We start from the raw sequence: 16,841 nt of genomic DNA, 5'->3' as shown, positions 1-16,841 counted from the left end.
ATCGTGTAACTGCTCAGCTTCCAGGGTCCGTTGACCACGCTCCAGACGGGGCTGGTGTCCCAGCCCTTGCGCTCGTCGTTGCAGGCCCGCAGGTAGGCGAGGACCGCGAAGGCCTGGGCCGGGCGCGGTGGGCTGGGCGGCGGGGGCGCTGTTCGCGGCGGCGACCTGGGTGCGGCTGGCCGACGCCGGGGTCACGACGCCGGAGGCCTACACGCTGCCGGTGACGGTGCCGGCCCTCGTGGTGGGCTTCCTGCGGCGCCGCAGGGACCCGCAGGCCTCGTCCTGGACGGCGTACGGCCCGGGGCTGGCGGCGACCCTGCTGCCGAGCCTGCTGGTGGCCCTGGAGGACCGCAACTGGGTGCGCCCGCTGCTGCTGGGGCTGGCCGCGCTGGCCCTGACCCTGATCGGCGCCCAGGGGCGGCTGCAGGCCCCGCTGCTGCTGGGCGGCGCGGTGCTGGCGGTGGTGGCGGTCCACGAGCTGGCCCCGTACGTGGTGCAGGTCGCGGGGGCACTGCCGCGCTGGGTGCCGCCAGCCCTGGCGGGCCTGCTGCTGCTGGCGGTGGGTGCGACGTACGAGAAGCGGCTGCGCGACGCCCGCCGGCTGCGGGACGCGATCGGACGGCTGCGGTAACGCCAGAGGCCCGGAGACTGTGAAAGTCTCCGGGCCTCTGGTCCGGGTGGGCGATACTGGGTTCGAACCAGTGACCCCTTCGGTGTGAACGAAGTGCTCTCCCACTGAGCTAATCGCCCGGACGCACCGCAAACATTACCGCATGTCAGCGGTGCTCCATGACCATCACTGGTCCTTGAGGTTCCAGGGCAGGACGAGCCCGTACTTCCACAGGTAGAAGCCGATCAGCGCGCCCGCGATGACGAGGCCGGCGCTGGTCAGGATGATGTTGCGGCGGCGGACCTTCGGATCGAGCGCCTTCTGCGCGGCTTCGGTGACCTTGCGCTTGGTCCAGCGCAGCACGAGGTGGGCCCAGGCGAACTCGGTCGCCCAGATCGCCAGGCCCGCGAAGATCGCGACCCAGCCGGGTCCTGGCAGGACGAGCATGGCCACACCGGCGCCGATCACGGCGAGGCCGACGACGAAGACGCCGACCTGCCAGCTGAGGTGCAGGCCCTTGCTGGCCTTGATGAAGGCGGGCGCCTTCGACACGTGCGGTTCCTCCGCCGCGGTTTCCCCGGTTTCCGCGCCCTCGGCGGCTGCCGCGCCCTCGGCGGCTCCCGTGGCGCGCACGGCGGATTCGTCGGCGGCGGACTCGTTGGCTCCGCGGTCACTCCCCGTATTCATGAGGTCGAATCTACCGGAGCCGGAAGCACACGCGAATCGTGGTGAGGATCCGCCGTCCGAGGGACCCAGAGGTCCGCAAAACGGTCAGAGGGGTTTACAACGGCACCGTAGGTGGCATGTCGATTTCGCCGACGTGCGAATCCCCGAGCGCACACTGAGCGAAAGGCCCTGGCGCTTATGAACACCACGGTCAGCTGCGAGCTGCACCTGCGCCTCGTTGTGTCGAGCGAGTCCTCACTGCCTGTTCCCGCGGGCCTGCGGTATGACACGGCCGACCCCTACGCCGTGCACGCCACCTTCCACACCGGCGCCGAGGAGACGGTCGAATGGGTATTCGCCCGCGACCTCCTCGCGGAGGGTCTCCACCGGCCCACCGGTACCGGCGACGTCCGCGTCTGGCCGTCCCGCAGCCACGGTCAGGGCGTCGTCTGCATCGCCCTGAGCTCACCGGAGGGAGAAGCACTGCTCGAAGCACCCGCCCGAGCACTCGAGTCGTTCCTCAAGCGGACGGACGCCGCGGTTCCACCCGGGACCGAACACCGGCACTTCGACCTCGACAAGGAGCTCTCCCACATCCTGGCCGAAAGCTGAGCCAGGCCTACAGCCGCTCGACACCGTCCGACTCGGGGCGACGGTGCGGGTCGGACAACCACATACGGCAGTGCCGGCGCTGTTCCCGCGGAATCCACCCGCGAGGACGGCGCCGGTGTGCGTCGGGGGACCCGCTAGAGTCGGGCGGCAGCGGCGGCGCCTCCCGTCGCCGCAGGCCCGGCCCCTAGGGAGACCCCGTGCAGATCCCCCACGACACCCGTCGCGCGCTCGACGTCGTCGTCGCGCTGGTGAACACCGCGGCCGAGGCGGACCAGCCCGACGGGCTCTCGGACGTCGGCTCGCTCCGCAGCTTCGTCCAGGAGTACGCGATCAGTGACGTCGGCGAGCTCGGCGCCCGCGACCTGGCCGGCGTCCGGACCGTGCGCGCCAAATTCGCCCAGGTCTTCGCGGCACCGAATCCCCGTGCGGCCGCCGCGTTGATCAACGAGCTCGTGGACACCGCGGGCACCACCCCGCAGCTGACCGACCACGACGGCTACGACTGGCACGTGCACTACTTCGCGCCGGGCGCGTCGGTGGACGACCACCTCGCGGCCGACGGCGGCATGGCCCTGGCCTTCATCGTGGTCTCCGGCGAACAGGAACGACTGCGCCGCTGCGAGGCCCCGGACTGCCGGCGGGCCTTCGTGGACCTGTCCCGCAACCGCTCCCGGCGCTACTGCGACAGCCGGACCTGCGGGAACCGGCTGCACGTGGCGGCGTACCGGGCCCGGCGCAAGGAGGCCGACGCGGGACCGTCAGAGCATGAAGAGGTCGTGCACGGCGGCGAGCAGCAGCAGGATTCCGATCACCGCTAGGAAGATCATCAGGGGCGGTTGGGAGAGCGCGAAGAGGCAGCCTCGCGGCTCCTCCGCGGCGGGGGCGGGTACCGGCACGGGCACCGAGGGCTCACTCTGCGATGTCTCGAGCATGTCGGGGCGATGATGACGCAGCGGGCCGCCGTCCGCCCCTCAACACGCCAACAACCGCGCGGCAGTTCGCTCGATCTCGTGGACCGGGCGCCCTTCGGCCCGTTCCGGGGGTGTCCTGCGGACCGGCCCCGGAGTCAGATGCCGTGCTTCTTGAGGATGGCCTCGATGTCGGAGAAGTCGTCGGCGGGAGCGGCGGCCGCCGGCTTGCGGTGCGGCGCGGGCTCGCGCTGCGCACCGGCTCCGGCGGCGCCGAGGGACGGCGCGGAGGCCGTCGGGGCCACGGCCTCCGGGGCCCGGCTCCCCTTGGCCTTCTTCTTCGCGGGCTCCCCGGACGCGCCCAGGCGGCGGCGCTCGACGGCCCGGGTGGCGGCGAGGAGCAGCCAGGCCAGCGCCAGCAGCCCGAAGCCGGCCCAGACGGACGGTTTGAAGACCATCCCGGACACCCACTCCACGACACCGGTCAGGACGAGGCCGATGGGCACCAGCGCGTACGCGGTGATCCGCGCGGCGGCCAGGAAGCGCTTGCGGTAGGCGGTCAGCGCGGCGATGCCCAGGCCCGCCGCGGACACCGCGGAGCAAATGGTCTCGGCAAGCATGCGGTCCTCCGGACTGTCGGCGGCAAGGCGATCTGTCCCTGTCCATCCTGCACCGCCCGTCGCCGCCGGGGCCAGGTCCGCAGTCGCCCCGGGGCGGATCTCCGGGACATCTCCGGGTCGCTCCTCCTCCCTGGGTCCCGGTCGGTGGGCCGGGCCGGGGCTGGGAGACTGTCCGTATGACCGATTCCGTGATCCTCGACGTCTGGTGCGAGCTCCAGTGCTCGGACTGCCACCGCGCCCTGGAGGACGTACGCGCCCTGCGGGCCCGCTACGGCGACCGGCTGGACATCCGGCTGCGCCACTTCCCCCTGGAGAAGCACAAGCACTCCTTCGCCGCGGCGCAGGCCGCCGAGGAGGCCGCCGAGCAGGGGCAGGGCTGGCCCTACGCGGAGGCCGTCCTGGCGCGCACCGCCGAGCTGGCCGAGCGCGGCGAGCCGATGCTGCTGGACGTGGCGCGCGAACTGGGTCTGGACGTCGAGGAGTTCGACACCGCGCTGATCGACGGGCGGCACATCCTGATCGTCGACGCGGACCAGGCCGAGGGCAAGGCGATCGGCGTGACCGGCACCCCGACGTACGTGATCGACGGCGAGCGCCTCGACGGCGGCAAGAGCCAGGACGGGCTGCGCGCGCGCATCGAGGAGATCGCCGACCGCCTGCTCGGCACCCCCTAGATCAGCTCTTTGACGGCGTTCACCGTGGTGTCCCGGTACCCGAGGGACTCGTAGAGCCGCCGGGCCGGGGTGTTGCCCTCGACCACGTACAGGCCCAGGTGGCGGGCGCCGGCGGCCAGGGCGCTGTGTTCGGCCAGCAGCATGAGGTTCCGGCCGTGTCCCTGGCCGCGGTGTTCGGGCTCGACCCGGACGTCGTACACGTACGGGACGGAGCCGAGGCCGGGCAGTTCACGCTCCCCCACCCACACGCTGCCCAGGATCGCGCCCTGCGGGGTCTCCACCACGTGGAAGGCCGTGCCGGGGGTCTCCCGCCCGGCCGGCAGCATCCGGGCGTGCTCGGCCCGGGACGCGGCCACGCCCTCCTCCGCGCTCATGCCCGGGGCGACGAGGCGGGGGGCGTACTCCACGATCTCCACCTCCAGCCAGGCCTCGAACTCGGCCCGGGTCATGGGGCGGCCCGTGCTGCCCTCGGGGAGGGCGGGCGGTTCGGCCGGCAGCTCCTTGACCATGACCCGGCCGACCTCCCGGTAGCCGAGGGCGGTGGCCATCCGCAGCGCCGGCCCGGCGTCGGCGGGCACCGACACGGCGACGCCGGTGCAGCGCCAGGAGCGCAGCACTTCCTCGGCGGCGAGCGCGGCGACCGTGCCGCGCCCGCGCCGGCGGTCCGGTTCGTCGATCCACAGGTCCCGGATCACGCCGATCCGGGGCTGGGCGGCGGACCGGGTGGCCAGTTCGAGGCCGCCGACGTGCCGGCTGTTGACCCGTACCTCGTAGGCGCGCGAGCGGGTTCCGTCACTGTTCTGCTGGAGCGGCTGTGCGGGCCGCAGGGTGGTGGTCATCACTTCGAGTTCTACCTGCCCTGCGGCCCCGCGTCACCAGGGTTCACGGATCGATGTCCGAAGCGGCCTTCACCTCGAAGATCCGCATCACCTCGGCCGTGACGGGCCCCGGGCCCGTGGCCAGCTCGCGGTCGTCGATCCGGACGACCGCCTGGGCGTCGCGCAGGGAGGAGGTCACGAAGACCTCCTCGGCGTGTTCCAGCGCCTCGAAGGGCAGGTCGGTCTCCTTGGCGCCGGCCCAGTCGACGATCAGGGCCCGGGTGATGCCCGCCAGGCAGCCGGAGCCCAGGGGCGGGGTGTGCAGTTCGCCGTCGAGGACGACGAAGACGTTGGAGCCGGTGCCCTCGCAGAGCCGGCCGACGGTGTTGGCGAGGAGCGCCTCGGAGGCCCCGGCCCGGTGCGCGGCGGCGAGCGCGACCACGTTCTCGGCGTACGAGGTGGTCTTCAGGCCGGCGACGGCGGAGCGCTCGTTGCGCACCCAGGGGACGGTGACGACGGCGGTGGTGTCCGGACGTCGTGCGGACGGTGCGACGGCGGCGATCAGGGTGGTGCCGGCGTCTCCGCGGTCGGAGCCGAGCGGGGAGACTCCGCCGGTGTAGGTGATGCGCAGCCTCCCGTGCTCCACCGGGTTGGCCTCCAGTACGGCGGAGCAGGCCCGGCGCACCTCGTCGAGGTCGGGGTCGGGCAGGCCGAGTCCCCGGGCGGAGCGGGTCAGCCGCTCCAGGTGGCGGGTGAGTGCGAAGGCCTTGCCGCGCTCCGCCTTCAGCGTCTCGAAGACGCCGTCTCCCACGGTCAGCCCGTGGTCGAGGACGGAGACGTGCGCGCTGCCGACGTCCTTCAGTACTCCGTCGAGCCAGATTCTCATCGTGCGGTCCTTCCGATCGTCCCGTTGGTGCCCTGGCCACCGGTGGTTTCGAGGCCCGACGCCACCCGCAGCAGGCGGGCGGCCTTCAGCTCGGTCTCCGCCCACTCGCGGTCGGGGTCCGAGCCCCAGGTGATGCCCGCGCCGGTGCCGAAGAGCAGGCTGGGGCCGCCGGGGGTCTCGCGGTCGATCCAGAAGGTACGGATCCCGACGGCGAGCTCGGCGGTGCCCCGGTCGGCGTCGACCCAGCCGATCCCTCCGCAGTACGGGCCGCGCGGGGCGGTCTCCAGCGCCTCGATGATCCGCAGGGCGGAGGACTTGGGGGCACCGGTGACGGAACCCGGCGGGAAGGTGGCGGCGAGCAGCTCGGGCCAGCCGGCGCCGTCGGCGAGCTCGCCGCTGACGGTGGAGACGAGGTGGACCAGGCCCGGGTGCTCCTCGACGGCGCACAGCTCGGGGACGGTGACGGAGCCCGTCGCGCAGACCCGGCCGAGGTCGTTGCGTACGAGGTCCACGATCATCACGTTCTCGGCGTGGTCCTTGGGGAGCAGGTCGGCGACGGTGCGGCCGGTGCCCTTGATGGGGCCGGACTCGATGCGGCGGCCGGTCCGGCGCAGGAAGAGCTCCGGGGAGGCGGTGGCGATCTCCACGCCGTGGGCGGCCAGCCGAATCGTTCCTGCAAAGGGTGCGGGGTTGCCGCGGGCGAGGAGCGCCGTGAGGGCGTCGACGTCGGCGCGGTCCGGGTGGGGCAGCGGCGCGGACATCACCCGGCAGAGATTGGCCTGGTAGACCTCACCTGCGGCGATGTGCTCGCGGATGCGGCGCACGCCGGCGACGTACGCGGCCCGGTCGAGCGAGGATGTCCACTGGTCGGCGTCGGGCCCGCGCCAGGCGCCGGGGACCGGCGCGGGGACCGGGTCGGGGCGCACGTCACCGAAGCGCGCGCAGACCAGCCGCCCTTCGAAGCCGGCGGCCACCGCCCAGAAGCCGGTGGAGTCGAGGGCGGCGGGATCACTGGTGACGTCCCGGAGGTCGGTCGCGAGGAGGCCGCCGAAGCGGGCCATGGGGGGCAGGTCGTGCACGGCTGCGAGTCTATGACCGGTGACGACGCGGCGCCGGTGGGGTGACGAAGAGGTGACCTGTGGTGATCGGATGGCAGCACGCTGCGGAAACGCGTTTTTGAGCTGGCCGGGGAATCCGCTAGAGTTCAACTCGTCGCCAGGGAGCGAAGGGGGAAGACCCCGGAGTGAACACGGTGACCTGCGGACGTAGCTCAGTTGGTAGAGCACCACCTTGCCAAGGTGGATGTCGCGAGTTCGAGTCTCGTCGTCCGCTCGAAGTGGGGGATCTTCCCGAGAACCCCTGCAGCTCCATGGTGGAGTGGCCGAGAGGCGAGGCAACGGCCTGCAAAGCCGTCTACACGGGTTCAAATCCCGTCTCCACCTCCAAGGACGATTAGCTCAGCGGGAGAGCGCTTCCCTGACACGGAAGAGGTCACTGGTTCAATCCCAGTATCGTCCACTGATCCGCAAGGATCCCCGCGCGATTAGCTCAGCGGGAGAGCGCTTCCCTGACACGGAAGAGGTCACTGGTTCAATCCCAGTATCGCGCACGCAGCACCTGGCATCACTTGCCTGACCTGCGGCTTCCGAGCCGTGGTTCCCGCGCGATTAGCTCAGCGGGAGAGCGCTTCCCTGACACGGAAGAGGTCACTGGTTCAATCCCAGTATCGCGCACCGATCGAAAGCCCCGGCCGTCCCTTCGGCCGGGGCTTTCGCGTTCCCCGTGCGCGGGGGAAATGAAAAGCGGGGCGCGAGAAGCGAGGCGCGAGAAGCGAGGCGCGAGAAGCGAGGCGCGAGAAGCGAGGCATGAAAAAGGGTGCTGCCCGTCCGACTCCCCAGTCGTACGGGCAGCACCCTTCACCTGCCGTCCGTCCGTCGCTCCCCCGTCCCCACGGGGTTCGACCACCGATGTCCCGACCCGGACCGCTCTCCCGGGCCCGGGGCGCCGCTCAGCGCCCCGGCATCAGACCTACGGACGACGCCTGTGCCACCAGCTGATCGAAACCCCCGAAGAGGAAGAGCAGCAGGGCGGCCAGGGGGAGCACCATGGCCGCGGCCACCAGTGGGTGGCGGGTGCCGGACTCGTGGGCGTTGAACGCGAATGCCTTGCGTCCCTGCCGTGCGATGTCCGCCATGGCCCTCTCCCTGTCGTTTGGCAGCGGCGGGCTTGTGACCTCGGGGGACGAGTGCGCCACCCGCCGCTTGTCCTCAACACTAGGCGGGCGGGCGGCGCCTGGCCTCATGCCTTCGTACCCATTGCCGGGCCTCCAGGAGGATGACGGGGCCTCGTCCGTGTACTCCCCTGGGTGGAGGCCGCTCCCCCGGTGTCGGGGTCTTCCCGGAGGGGATGACCGGAGGGTAGTGACTTCTCTCACTTCCGTCACTCCCTGTTGATGCGTGTCCGTCCACCACCCCTCGGCAAGATCCACTCGCGCGTGGGCGGCGTACGGGCGCACCGGGGAGGTCCCGGACCCGCTCCGAGGCCTCAATCCCCTTGACCCAAAGGGCGCTTGGGCGGGCCGAGCATCCGCGCCGGGCTGCCGTCCGGCATCCCTGAAGCTCCCTCAAGTGTGCTGTGCCGCACAGACAATCGAATCCCACGGCGAGGGCGCGGCCTCTGAGCACGCATGCCGGATGGTCCGTAAGCTGTGGGACGTCAACAGGACGACCGGTCAGCGGGGTGGACATGGCGATGATGCGGCTCCGGCGCGAGGACCCGCGTGTCGTCGGCTCGTTCAGACTGCACCGGCGCCTCGGTGCCGGCGGCATGGGCGTGGTCTACCTGGGATCGGACCGGCGCGGGCAGCGCGTGGCGCTCAAGGTCATCCGGCCGGACCTGGCCGAGGACCAGGAGTTCCGCTCGCGGTTCGCCCGCGAGGTGTCCGCCGCCCGGCGGATCCGGGGCGGATGCACCGCACGGCTGGTGGCGGCGGACCTGGAGGCCGAGCGGCCGTGGTTCGCCACCCAGTACGTGCCCGGGCCCTCTCTGCACGACAAGGTGGCCGAGGAGGGCCCCCTGACGGCCGCGCAGATCGCCGCCGTCGGCGCCGCACTCTCCGAGGGGCTGGTCGCCGTACACGAGGCGGGGGTCGTCCACCGGGACCTCAAGCCGTCGAACATCCTGCTCTCCCCCAAGGGTCCGCGGATCATCGACTTCGGGATCGCCTGGGCCACCGGGGCGAGCACGCTCACCCATGTGGGTACCGCCGTCGGCTCCCCCGGCTTCCTCGCGCCCGAGCAGGTGCGCGGCGCGGCCGTCACCCCCGCCACGGACGTCTTCGCCCTCGGCGCCACCCTCGCCTACGCGGCGACCGCCGACTCGCCCTTCGGGCACGGCAGTTCCGAGGTCATGCTCTACCGCGTGGTGCACGAGGAGCCGCACCTGCAGGGGGTCCCGGACGCGCTGGCGCCCCTCGTACAGGCCTGCCTGGCCAAGGATCCCGAGGAGCGGCCCAGCACGCTGCAGCTGTCGATGCGGCTCAAGGAGATCGCGGCCCGCGAGGCGCAGGGGCTGTCGGAGTCCCGCCCGCCGGCGCAGCGGACCCGCACCGAGCGGCCGACGGGACGGCTCCCCGAGGACTACGTGGAGCAGCGCACGGAGCGGCGTACCGGCGGCTCCACCACGCCCCGGGCCCCGGGCGGCTCCCCGGGCGGGCCGCACTCGCGGCCCTCGTCGTCCCGCAATCCGCGCAACCCAGGCGGTCCGCCCTCCCGGCCGACCGCCGGCCGTACGGGCGGCCGCCCGGCGCCCAGGACGACGGGGACCGGACGGCGCCCCTCGCGGCCGGACCCGCGGCTGATGCGGCAGCGGCTGATCGTGTTCGTCCTGGTGACGCTAATCGTGGCGCTGGGCATCGCCGCGGCCCAGAAGCTCTAGGGCGCGCCTTCCGGATCGTGGCGGACCCGCGCGTCCGCCGTGAGCCGAAGGGGACGGCTCAGCGGCCCTGGGCCACCGCGTAGAAGGCGACGGCGGCGGCCGCGCCCACGTTCAACGAGTCCACCCCGTGCGCCATCGGGATCCGTACCCACTCGTCGGCGGCGACCAGCGCCGGCGTGGAGAGGCCGTCCCCCTCGGCGCCGAGCATCAGCGCGACCCGCTCCAGGGACTGCGGGGCGGCCACGTCGATCGGCGAGGCCTTCTCGTGAGGGGTGAGGGCGAGCAGCTTGAAGCCCGCCTCCCGCACCGAGTCCAGGCTCTTGGGCCAGGCTTCCAGGCGGGCGTAGGGGACGGAGAACACCGCGCCCATGGAGACCTTCACCGAGCGGCGGTAGAGCGGGTCCGCGCAGTCGGGCGACAGCAGCACCGCGTCCATGCCGAGGGCGGCGGCGCTGCGGAAGATGGCCCCGATGTTGGTGTGGTCGTTGACCGCTTCCATGACGACCACGCGGCGGGTCGTGGCGAGGAGTTCCTCGGCCGTGGGCAGCGGCTTGCGCTGCATGGAGGCGAGGGCGCCGCGGTGCACGTGGTAGCCGGTGACGCGTTCGGCGAGCTCGGGGCTGACGGCGTAGACCGGAGCCGGGAGTTCGTCGATGACGTCGCGCATGACGTCGACCCACTTGGCGGAGAGCAGCATCGAGCGCATCTCGTACCCGGCGTCCTTGGCGCGTCTGATGACCTTCTCGCCCTCGGCGATGAAGAGCCCTTCGGCGGGCTCGCGCCTGCGCCGCAGTTCGACGTCGGTCAGGCCCGTGTAGTCGCGCAGACGCGGGTCGTCGGGGTCCTCGACGGTGATGAGATCAGCCACAGGGTGATACTGCCTTGTCCTGGGTGCGGTGCCAACGGCCTGTCAGGCGCTGGTGGTGGGGGCGTTGACGCGGACGACCTCGCCGATGACGATGACGGCCGGCGGGCGGACCTCCTCGGCCCGGACCCGCTCGCCGACCGTGGCGAGGGTGGCGTCGACCCGGCGCTGGGTGGCGGTGGTGCCCTCCTGGACGACCGCGACCGGGGTGTCGGCCGCACGGCCGTGCCGTACGAGCGCCTCGGCGATCAGGCCGATCTTGTCGACGCCCATCAGGATCACCAGGGTGCCGGTGAGCTTGGCGAGGGCGGACCAGTCCACGAGGGAGCGCGGGTCGTCGGGCCCGACGTGCCCGCTGACCACGGTGAACTCGTGGGCCACACCGCGGTGGGTGACGGGGATGCCGACCGCGCCGGGCACCGAGATGGAGCTGGAGATGCCGGGCACGACGGTGCACGGGATCCCCTCCTCCGCCAGCGCCTGGAGCTCCTCCATGCCGCGGCCGAAGACGTACGGGTCCCCGCCCTTCAGCCGCACCACGGCCTTGCCGGCCCTGGCGTGCTCGATCAGCGCGTTGTTGATGGCCTCCTGGGCCATGAAACGGCCGTACGGGATCTTCGCGGCGTCGATGACCTCGACGTGCGGCGGAAGCTCGTCGAGCAGGTCACGGGGGCCGAGGCGGTCGGCGATGACGACGTCGGCCTCGGCGAGGAGGCGGCGGCCGCGCACGGTGATCAGGTCCGGGTCGCCGGGGCCGCCGCCGACGAGGGAGACGCCGGGGGTGGACTTGTGGCGGTGGCCGGGGGCGGCGAGGCTGCCGTCGCGCAGGCCCTCGACCACGGCGTCCCGGACGGCAGCGGAACGGCGCGGGTCGTTGCCCGTCAGCACGGCGACGGTGACGCCCTCGATGCGGCCCGTGGCCGGGGTCCACGCGGTGGCCGCAGAGGCGTCGTCGGCGCGGACGCACCAGACGCGCTCGCGCTCGGCCTCGGCGGAGGCCCGCTCGTTGACGTCGCGGTGCTGCGTGGCGATGAGGGCGTACCAGGCGCCGGCGAGGTCGCCGTCCTGGTAGCGGCGGCGCTCCCAGCGGATCTCGCCGGTCTCGGCCATGGCGTCCACGGAGGGGGTGGCGGAGGGCGAGACGAGCAGGACGTCGGCGCCGGCCGCGATGAGAGCGGGGAGGCGGCGCTGGGCGACCTGGCCACCGCCGATGACGACGACGCGGCGGCCGGCGAGGCGGAGTCCTACGGGGTAGGCGGGGGTGTCGGCCATGGCGGTGCGGCTCCTGATGCGGCGGTCGTTCTGTCTTGCCGCTGCGGCTCTGGAGCGGCGGGGGTACTGACGTGCGGGTTCTTGGTGCGGGTCCACCATACGGCGCGGGCCGTCCCATAGCGCGGACGGGGGCTCTGCGGCCGGCTCCCCGGGCCCCGCGCCGGACCCCGCGCCCCGGCGGAGCCGTTTCTGCCCGGCGCTGCCGAAGCGGCCTGAGGGGCCGGTCCCTCCGGAACCACCGCGGCCCGGACCCGCTGAGCGACCCCGCAGGGCCCCGCAGGGACTCCGCTACTTCTCCGTGACGCCCGCCGAGTCGAAGGTGGCGACCTCGTGCATCGCGCGGGCCGCGCTCTGGACCAGGGGGAGGGCCAGCAGGGCGCCCGTGCCTTCGCCGAGACGGAGGTCCAGGTCGACCAAGGGGCGCAGGCCGAGCTTGTTCAGGGCCGCCACGTGGCCCGGCTCCGCGCTGCGGTGACCCGCGATGCACGCCGACAGGGACTCGGGGGCGATGGCCCGCGCCACCAGGGCGGCCGCTCCGGCGCTCACCCCGTCCAGGATCACCGGGGTGCGCAGGGATGCCCCGCCCAGGAGGAGGCCCACGATCGCCGCGTGCTCCAGGCCGCCGATGGCGGTCAGGACGCCGATCGGGTCCGCCGGATCGGGCTGGTGGAGTTCAAGGGCCCGGCGTACGACCTCGACCTTGCGGGCGTGCGTCTCGTCGTTGATGCCGGTGCCACGGCCGGTGACCTCCGCCGGGTCGACGCCCGTGAAGACCGAGATCAGGGCGGCGGAGACCGTGGTGTTCGCGATGCCCATCTCACCGGTGAGCAGTGCCTTGTTGCCGGCCGCGACGAGGTCGCGGGCCGTCTCGATGCCCACCTCGATCGCCGCGATCGCTTCTTCGCGGGTCATCGCCGGGCCGGTGGAGAGGTCGGCCGTGCCGGGGCGGACCTTGCGCGGGAGCAGGCCCGGCGTGGCCGGGAGGTCCCCGGCGACGCCGACGTCGATGACGCAGACCTCCGCGCCGACCTGGTTCGCGAACGCGTTGCAGACCGCGCCGCCGCCGAGGAAGTTGGCGACCATCTGGGTCGTGACCTCCCGGGGCCACGGGGTGACTCCCTGGGCGTGGACCCCGTGGTCGCCCGCGAAGATCGCGACCGCTGCCGGCTCCGGGATCGGCGGCGGGCAGACCCGGGAGAGGCCGCTGAGCTGGGCGGAGATGATTTCGAGCATGCCCAGGGCCCCGGCGGGCTTGGTCATGCGCTTCTGGCGCTCCCAGGCCTCGCCGAGCGCCTTCGCGTCGAGCGGGCGGATGCTGGCGACCGTCTCGGAGAGGAGGTCGTGCGGCTCCTCGCCGGGCAGCGCGCGGCGCCCGTACGTCTCCTCGTGGACCACCCAGGACAGCGGGCGGCGCTGGGACCAGCCGGCCTGCGCGAGCTCGGGCTCCTCGGGGAACTCGTCGACGTAGCCGACGCAGAGGTAGGCCACGACTTCGAGGTGCTCGGGCAGGCCGAGCTCGCGGACCATCTCGCGCTCGTCGAAGAAGCTGACCCAGCCGACGCCGAGGCCCTCGGCGCGGGCGGCGAGCCAGAGGTTCTCGACGGCGAGGGCCGAGGAGTACGGGGCCATCTGCGGCTGGGTGTGCCGGCCGAGGGTGTGGCGGCCGCCGCGGGTGGGGTCGGCGGTGACGACGATGTTCACCGGGGTGTCGAGGATGGCCTCGATCTTGAGTTCCTTGAACTGCTTGGCCCGGCCCTTGGGCAGCGACTTCGCGTAGGCCTCGCGCTGGCGCTGGGCGAGCTCGTGCATCGTCCGGCGGGTCTCGGCCGAGCGGATGACCACGAAGTCCCAGGGCTGGGAGTGGCCGACGCTGGGCGCGGTGTGGGCCGCCTCCAGGACGCGGAGCAGCACCTCGTGCGGGATGGGGTCGGTACGGAAGCCCTTGCGGATGTCGCGGCGCTCGCGCATGACGCGCAGGACGGCCTCGCGCTCGGCGTCGTCGTAACCGGGGGCCGGGTCGCCCGCGTGCTCCCCCGCCTGCTGTTCCGCGGCGGGCTCGACCGGGGCGAGCGCCTCGGGCTCGGCCTCGGCCGGGGCGACCGGCCCGGGCTGCGCCTCGACGACGGGCTCCGGCTGGACCGGCTCGGCCACGACGGCCTCCACCGGGAGGACGGGCTCCGGCGCGACCTCGATCAGCTCCGGCTCGACGGGCTGGCCGGGCTCCTCCTGGGCGACCGGCTCGGGCTGCGCCTCGACGACGGGCTCGGGCTGGACGGGCTCGACGGCGACGGCCTCCACCGGGGCCACGGGCTCCGGTGCAACGGGCGCGACGGGCTCGGGCCGGACGGGTTCCACTGCGACGGCCTCGAGCGGGACGACGGGCTCGGGCAGCGCCTCGACGACGGGCTCCGGCTGGACCGGCTCGGCCACGACGGCCTCCACCGGCACGCCCGGGACGACCGGCTCGGGCTGCGCCTCGACGACGGGCTCGGAGGCCTCCCGGGCCGCGGGCGCCTCGGCGACCACGGGCTGCTGCTCGGGCTGTTCGGGCTGCTCGGGCTGCTCGGGCTGAGTCACCGTTTCTGCGGGTACGGCGAGCGGCGCCGGCTCCACGGGCGGCTGCGCGGGCTCGGCGGCCTGCACGGGCGCGGCCTCCGGCTCCGGGACGGCGACCGGCTCCGGCGGGGCGACCGGCTCGGCCGCCCACGGCGCACCGGCCTGCGGCGGGATCTCGCCCGGCTGCGGGACGGGGGCCGCGACGGCCTCCGCGCGCGGGACGTCCAGGTACTCCGGGCCCGTGGTCGGGGGCCCCGCCTGGCGGAGCGGCTCGGGCACCACCGGGGTGCTCGGCGCGGCGGCCATCGGGGCGGCCGGCGCGGGGGCCGCGGCCGGGCCGCGGTCGGCGAGGGAGCGTACGACCCCGCCGGTGGCCTCGGGCACGGGCGGGCCCATGTGCAGCGGGCGCCGGACGGGGGCCGCGGGGGCCACCGGAGCGGCGGGCGGCGGGACGACGAGCCCGCCGAGGTCGAGCGCGCCGGAGTCACGGCCGCCGGCCTCGTGCGCGCCCGCGCTGTAGCCGGCGTCGGGGAAGGAGGGCTGGGGGAACCCGGGGTACGCGGCGGGCTCGGTGTACGCGGCCGGGGCCCCGGGGTAGGCGGCCTCGGCGCCGTAGGACGCGTCGGCGTACATCTGCGGCTCGGGGAGCTGGGGGTCGACAGGGAAGACGGGGGCCGGCGGGACGACCTGCGGGTCGCTCCAGGCGCCCTGGCCGCTCGGCATCAGCAGCAGTTCCTCGTCCTCCGGCTCGGCCGGGTTGTCCATGAGGTCCTGGAAGGCGTAGCCGCCGGGGATCGGTGCCGGGATCTGGACCGGAGCGGGGACGCCCTGCTGATCCACCATGCCCGCGCTGTCCGGGAGACCCTCGCCCGGTACCTGGCCGGTGTCAGTCATGCTTACCCCTCGCCCATCGGTTCTGCCTCGTCGGTCGCCCGGTCGCCCACGAGGCCTCCAAGCGGAGTTGCCGTGCGGGGCCGGCGTGCGACGAGTCCGTCTCACATACGCCTGCACGACAACCAGTAAGCATTGTCGCGCCCGTTAGCCATCGTGGCGGCCATAACCGCCACGGTCCTCTGTGGACTGCGCCACGTCGCGCGTTCCGGCGGTGTCGCGATGCCCGGAACGCCGGGGCAGTACGACGATCGGCCAGCCTACCCCGGGCCTCGTCTCAGCGGGTCACAGGGCGTTCTGCCGACAGGAGGAACACCACGGAACGGTCCTGTTCGGCCCAGGTGCGGGGGTCCAGGGCGACGGACTGGAGCAGCGCGCACTCGACGGCGTACCCGTGTTCGGTGAGGGTGCGGCCGATGGCCTCCGCCTCGTCGCGGGTGGAGGCGTGGCTGACGATCCGTTCGGGGCGGCGGTCGGCGACGGCCGCGACGACCTCGGCCCCGCCGCCGCCGACGCGGACGACGTCGGGCTCGGGCAGGTTCTCCAGTACGTGCGGTGCGCGCCCGGCGACGACCTGGAGCTGCACTCCGCGCTTGCGGGCGGCGGCAGTTACGCGTTCGCAGGCGAGCGGGTCGGCGTCGACCGCGATGACGGCGGCGCCGAGGGCGGCGGCGTCCACGGCCACGCCGCCGGAGCCGGCGCCGATGTCCCAGACGAGGTCGCCGGTGCGCGGGCCGAGCCGGGCGAGCTGGGCTGCGCGGAGCTGCGCCGACTCCCCTTCGCCGGTGTCGGGCTGCGGGCGGGCCCAGCCGCGGGCGCCGGAGTGGGCGGCGCCCTGGCCGAGCAGCCAGCCCGGGTCTGCGGCCGGGGCGTGTCCTGCGCCGCCGATGACGATGACGACGTTGGGGTCGCGCCAGCTGTGGTCGGCGGCCTTGTCGGAGGTGAGCACGCTCACCTGCTCCCGGTCCGTGCCGAGTTCCTCGCAGACGACGAAGGTGCGGTGGACTCCGTCGAGGAGCAGGGCGAGTTCGGCGGGGCCGGCGCCGGGCGAGGTGAGGACGGCGACCTTGGCGTGGGCGCGGCAGACGTTGACGGCGCGGCGCAGGGTGCGGGGGTGGGCGACGACGACCTGGGCATCGTCCCAGGGCATGCCGGCGCGGGCGAAGGCGGCGGCCACGGAGGAGACGGCCGGGACCACCTCGACCTCGAGGCCGTGCTCGGGGGCGCGCAGGGTGCGTACGACGCCGAAGAAGCCGGGGTCCCCGTCGGCGAAGACGACGGCGGTGCCGCGGTGGCCGGCGATGCGGCGGGCGGCGAGGCCGAGGCTGCCGAGGCGGATGCGTTCGGCGGTGGGCGGGACCTCGGGGAGGGCGAGGTGGTGTGCGGCGCCGGCCACGAGGGTGGCGGCGGAGAGCGCGGACCGGGCGGCCGCGGTCAGGGGCGAACCGTCCCAGCCGATCACCGTGACCCGGTCGGCCATCGTCGTCAGTCTCCTGGTGTGGGGGCGGGCGAAGCTTCGTCGGGGGC

Annotated in this window: 14 protein-coding genes, 6 tRNA genes and 1 pseudogene; 10 read left to right on the top strand and 11 right to left on the bottom strand. The window is 73.7% G+C overall.

The features are described from left to right. Nucleotides 1-97 precede the first annotated feature (97 nt). Nucleotides 98-631, top strand: a pseudogene (locus tag PV721_RS31235) (SCO7613 C-terminal domain-containing membrane protein); the annotation flags it as partial. Between the two features lie 47 nt (nucleotides 632-678). On the opposite strand, the gene PV721_RS31230 reads toward PV721_RS31235, so the two are convergent. Next, nucleotides 679-750, bottom strand: a tRNA-Val gene (locus PV721_RS31230). 46 nt (nucleotides 751-796) lie between these two features. Further along, on the bottom strand, nucleotides 797-1,297 hold the full coding sequence (locus tag PV721_RS31225; RefSeq protein WP_319730188.1) for a TIGR02611 family protein: 501 nt from the start codon (nucleotides 1,295-1,297) through the stop codon (nucleotides 797-799). A 177-nt stretch (nucleotides 1,298-1,474) separates the two neighbouring features. Here PV721_RS31225 and PV721_RS31220 point away from each other — a divergent pair, with 177 nt between their 5' ends. Both PV721_RS31220 and PV721_RS31215 read left to right on the top strand, forming a co-directional pair. After that, nucleotides 1,475-1,888, top strand: coding sequence for an SsgA family sporulation/cell division regulator (locus PV721_RS31220; protein ID WP_030011909.1), 414 nt, complete (start codon nucleotides 1,475-1,477; stop codon nucleotides 1,886-1,888). Nucleotides 1,889-2,085: 197 nt separating this feature from the next. Beyond that, the gene (locus PV721_RS31215) at nucleotides 2,086-2,706 is read left to right on the top strand and encodes a CGNR zinc finger domain-containing protein (protein ID WP_319730173.1); all 621 of its coding nucleotides are present in this window, start codon (nucleotides 2,086-2,088) and stop codon (nucleotides 2,704-2,706) included. 248 nt (nucleotides 2,707-2,954) lie between these two features. Here the strand turns inward: PV721_RS31215 and PV721_RS31210 are convergent, their stop codons facing one another. Then, a complete protein-coding gene (locus PV721_RS31210) occupies nucleotides 2,955-3,416 on the bottom strand; it encodes a hypothetical protein (protein WP_319730172.1) in 462 nt (153 codons plus the stop codon). A 176-nt stretch (nucleotides 3,417-3,592) separates the two neighbouring features. Between PV721_RS31210 and PV721_RS31205 the strand changes: the two genes are divergently transcribed. Continuing rightward, nucleotides 3,593-4,090, top strand: a complete 498-nt coding sequence (locus PV721_RS31205) for a DsbA family protein (protein WP_319730171.1) — start codon at nucleotides 3,593-3,595, stop codon at nucleotides 4,088-4,090. Here the strand turns inward: PV721_RS31205 and PV721_RS31200 are convergent. Genes PV721_RS31200 through PV721_RS31190 form a run of 3 tightly spaced genes read right to left on the bottom strand, consistent with a single transcriptional unit; the run spans nucleotide 4,087 to nucleotide 6,873 of the window. Next, nucleotides 4,087-4,929, bottom strand: coding sequence for a GNAT family N-acetyltransferase (locus PV721_RS31200; RefSeq protein ID WP_319730168.1), 843 nt, complete (start codon nucleotides 4,927-4,929; stop codon nucleotides 4,087-4,089). The two genes, PV721_RS31205 and PV721_RS31200, sit on opposite strands and share 4 nt — an antisense overlap. Nucleotides 4,930-4,972: 43 nt before the next feature. Then, on the bottom strand, nucleotides 4,973-5,794 hold the full coding sequence (locus PV721_RS31195) for an aminodeoxychorismate lyase (RefSeq protein ID WP_319730166.1): 822 nt from the start codon (nucleotides 5,792-5,794) through the stop codon (nucleotides 4,973-4,975). Beyond that, a complete protein-coding gene (locus PV721_RS31190; protein WP_319730164.1) occupies nucleotides 5,791-6,873 on the bottom strand; it encodes a chorismate-binding protein in 1,083 nt (360 codons plus the stop codon). Before PV721_RS31190 ends, PV721_RS31195 begins: the two co-directional genes overlap by 4 nt. Before the next feature lie 180 nt (nucleotides 6,874-7,053). Here PV721_RS31190 and PV721_RS31185 point away from each other — a divergent pair. The 5 genes from PV721_RS31185 to PV721_RS31165 all read left to right on the top strand — a co-directional run bounded on the left by PV721_RS31185 (nucleotide 7,054) and on the right by PV721_RS31165 (nucleotide 7,527). Beyond that, a tRNA-Gly gene (locus PV721_RS31185) sits at nucleotides 7,054-7,126 on the top strand. Between the two features lie 39 nt (nucleotides 7,127-7,165). Further along, a tRNA-Cys gene (locus tag PV721_RS31180) sits at nucleotides 7,166-7,239 on the top strand. A 1-nt stretch (nucleotide 7,240) separates the two neighbouring features. Next, nucleotides 7,241-7,312 (top strand) — tRNA-Val (locus PV721_RS31175). Between the two features lie 19 nt (nucleotides 7,313-7,331). Continuing rightward, a tRNA-Val gene (locus tag PV721_RS31170) sits at nucleotides 7,332-7,403 on the top strand. A gap of 52 nt (nucleotides 7,404-7,455) precedes the next feature. Continuing rightward, nucleotides 7,456-7,527: transfer RNA gene (locus PV721_RS31165), tRNA-Val, on the top strand. A gap of 275 nt (nucleotides 7,528-7,802) precedes the next feature. Here the strand turns inward: PV721_RS31165 and PV721_RS31160 are convergent. Further along, the gene (locus tag PV721_RS31160) at nucleotides 7,803-7,988 is read right to left on the bottom strand and encodes a hypothetical protein (RefSeq protein ID WP_319730162.1); all 186 of its coding nucleotides are present in this window, start codon (nucleotides 7,986-7,988) and stop codon (nucleotides 7,803-7,805) included. A 551-nt stretch (nucleotides 7,989-8,539) separates the two neighbouring features. On the opposite strand from PV721_RS31160, the gene PV721_RS31155 reads away from it, so the two are divergent. Next, nucleotides 8,540-9,730 (top strand): serine/threonine-protein kinase, encoded by a 1,191-nt coding sequence (locus PV721_RS31155; RefSeq protein ID WP_319730160.1) that lies wholly within the window; start codon nucleotides 8,540-8,542, stop codon nucleotides 9,728-9,730. Nucleotides 9,731-9,788: 58 nt separating this feature from the next. Here PV721_RS31155 and PV721_RS31150 read toward each other — a convergent pair whose 3' ends face one another. From PV721_RS31150 to cbiE, 4 genes are all read right to left on the bottom strand, one after another. Continuing rightward, nucleotides 9,789-10,598 (bottom strand): RNA methyltransferase, encoded by an 810-nt coding sequence (locus tag PV721_RS31150; RefSeq protein ID WP_319730158.1) that lies wholly within the window; start codon nucleotides 10,596-10,598, stop codon nucleotides 9,789-9,791. Between the two features lie 42 nt (nucleotides 10,599-10,640). After that, the gene (gene cobA, locus PV721_RS31145; RefSeq protein WP_319730156.1) at nucleotides 10,641-11,867 is read right to left on the bottom strand and encodes a uroporphyrinogen-III C-methyltransferase; all 1,227 of its coding nucleotides are present in this window, start codon (nucleotides 11,865-11,867) and stop codon (nucleotides 10,641-10,643) included. A 288-nt stretch (nucleotides 11,868-12,155) separates the two neighbouring features. After that, on the bottom strand, nucleotides 12,156-15,317 hold the full coding sequence (gene cobT, locus PV721_RS31140) for a nicotinate-nucleotide--dimethylbenzimidazole phosphoribosyltransferase (RefSeq protein WP_319730154.1): 3,162 nt from the start codon (nucleotides 15,315-15,317) through the stop codon (nucleotides 12,156-12,158). Between the two features lie 274 nt (nucleotides 15,318-15,591). After that, entirely contained in the window at nucleotides 15,592-16,794 is a 1,203-nt protein-coding gene (cbiE, locus tag PV721_RS31135) for a precorrin-6y C5,15-methyltransferase (decarboxylating) subunit CbiE (RefSeq protein WP_319730190.1), read from the bottom strand. Nucleotides 16,795-16,841: the final 47 nt, after the last annotated feature.

Origin of the sequence: Streptomyces sp. MB09-01 (assembly GCF_033794505.1) — a bacterium.
Taxonomy (GTDB): Bacteria; Actinomycetota; Actinomycetes; order Streptomycetales; family Streptomycetaceae; genus Streptomyces.
This window is presented reverse-complemented; position numbering and strand designations above follow the sequence as displayed.

Coding starts and splice junctions, on each gene's coding strand:
- cobA (WP_319730156.1), bottom strand. CDS start 11,867: ATGGCCGACACCCCCGCCTACCCCGTAGGACTCCGCCTCGCCGGCCGC.
- cbiE (WP_319730190.1), bottom strand. CDS start 16,794: ATGGCCGACCGGGTCACGGTGATCGGCTGGGACGGTTCGCCCCTGACC.
- PV721_RS31205 (WP_319730171.1), top strand. CDS start 3,593: ATGACCGATTCCGTGATCCTCGACGTCTGGTGCGAGCTCCAGTGCTCG.
- PV721_RS31155 (WP_319730160.1), top strand. CDS start 8,540: ATGGCGATGATGCGGCTCCGGCGCGAGGACCCGCGTGTCGTCGGCTCG.
- PV721_RS31225 (WP_319730188.1), bottom strand. CDS start 1,297: ATGAATACGGGGAGTGACCGCGGAGCCAACGAGTCCGCCGCCGACGAA.
- PV721_RS31220 (WP_030011909.1), top strand. CDS start 1,475: ATGAACACCACGGTCAGCTGCGAGCTGCACCTGCGCCTCGTTGTGTCG.
- PV721_RS31200 (WP_319730168.1), bottom strand. CDS start 4,929: ATGACCACCACCCTGCGGCCCGCACAGCCGCTCCAGCAGAACAGTGAC.
- PV721_RS31160 (WP_319730162.1), bottom strand. CDS start 7,988: ATGGCGGACATCGCACGGCAGGGACGCAAGGCATTCGCGTTCAACGCC.
- PV721_RS31210 (WP_319730172.1), bottom strand. CDS start 3,416: ATGCTTGCCGAGACCATTTGCTCCGCGGTGTCCGCGGCGGGCCTGGGC.
- PV721_RS31195 (WP_319730166.1), bottom strand. CDS start 5,794: ATGAGAATCTGGCTCGACGGAGTACTGAAGGACGTCGGCAGCGCGCAC.
- cobT (WP_319730154.1), bottom strand. CDS start 15,317: ATGACTGACACCGGCCAGGTACCGGGCGAGGGTCTCCCGGACAGCGCG.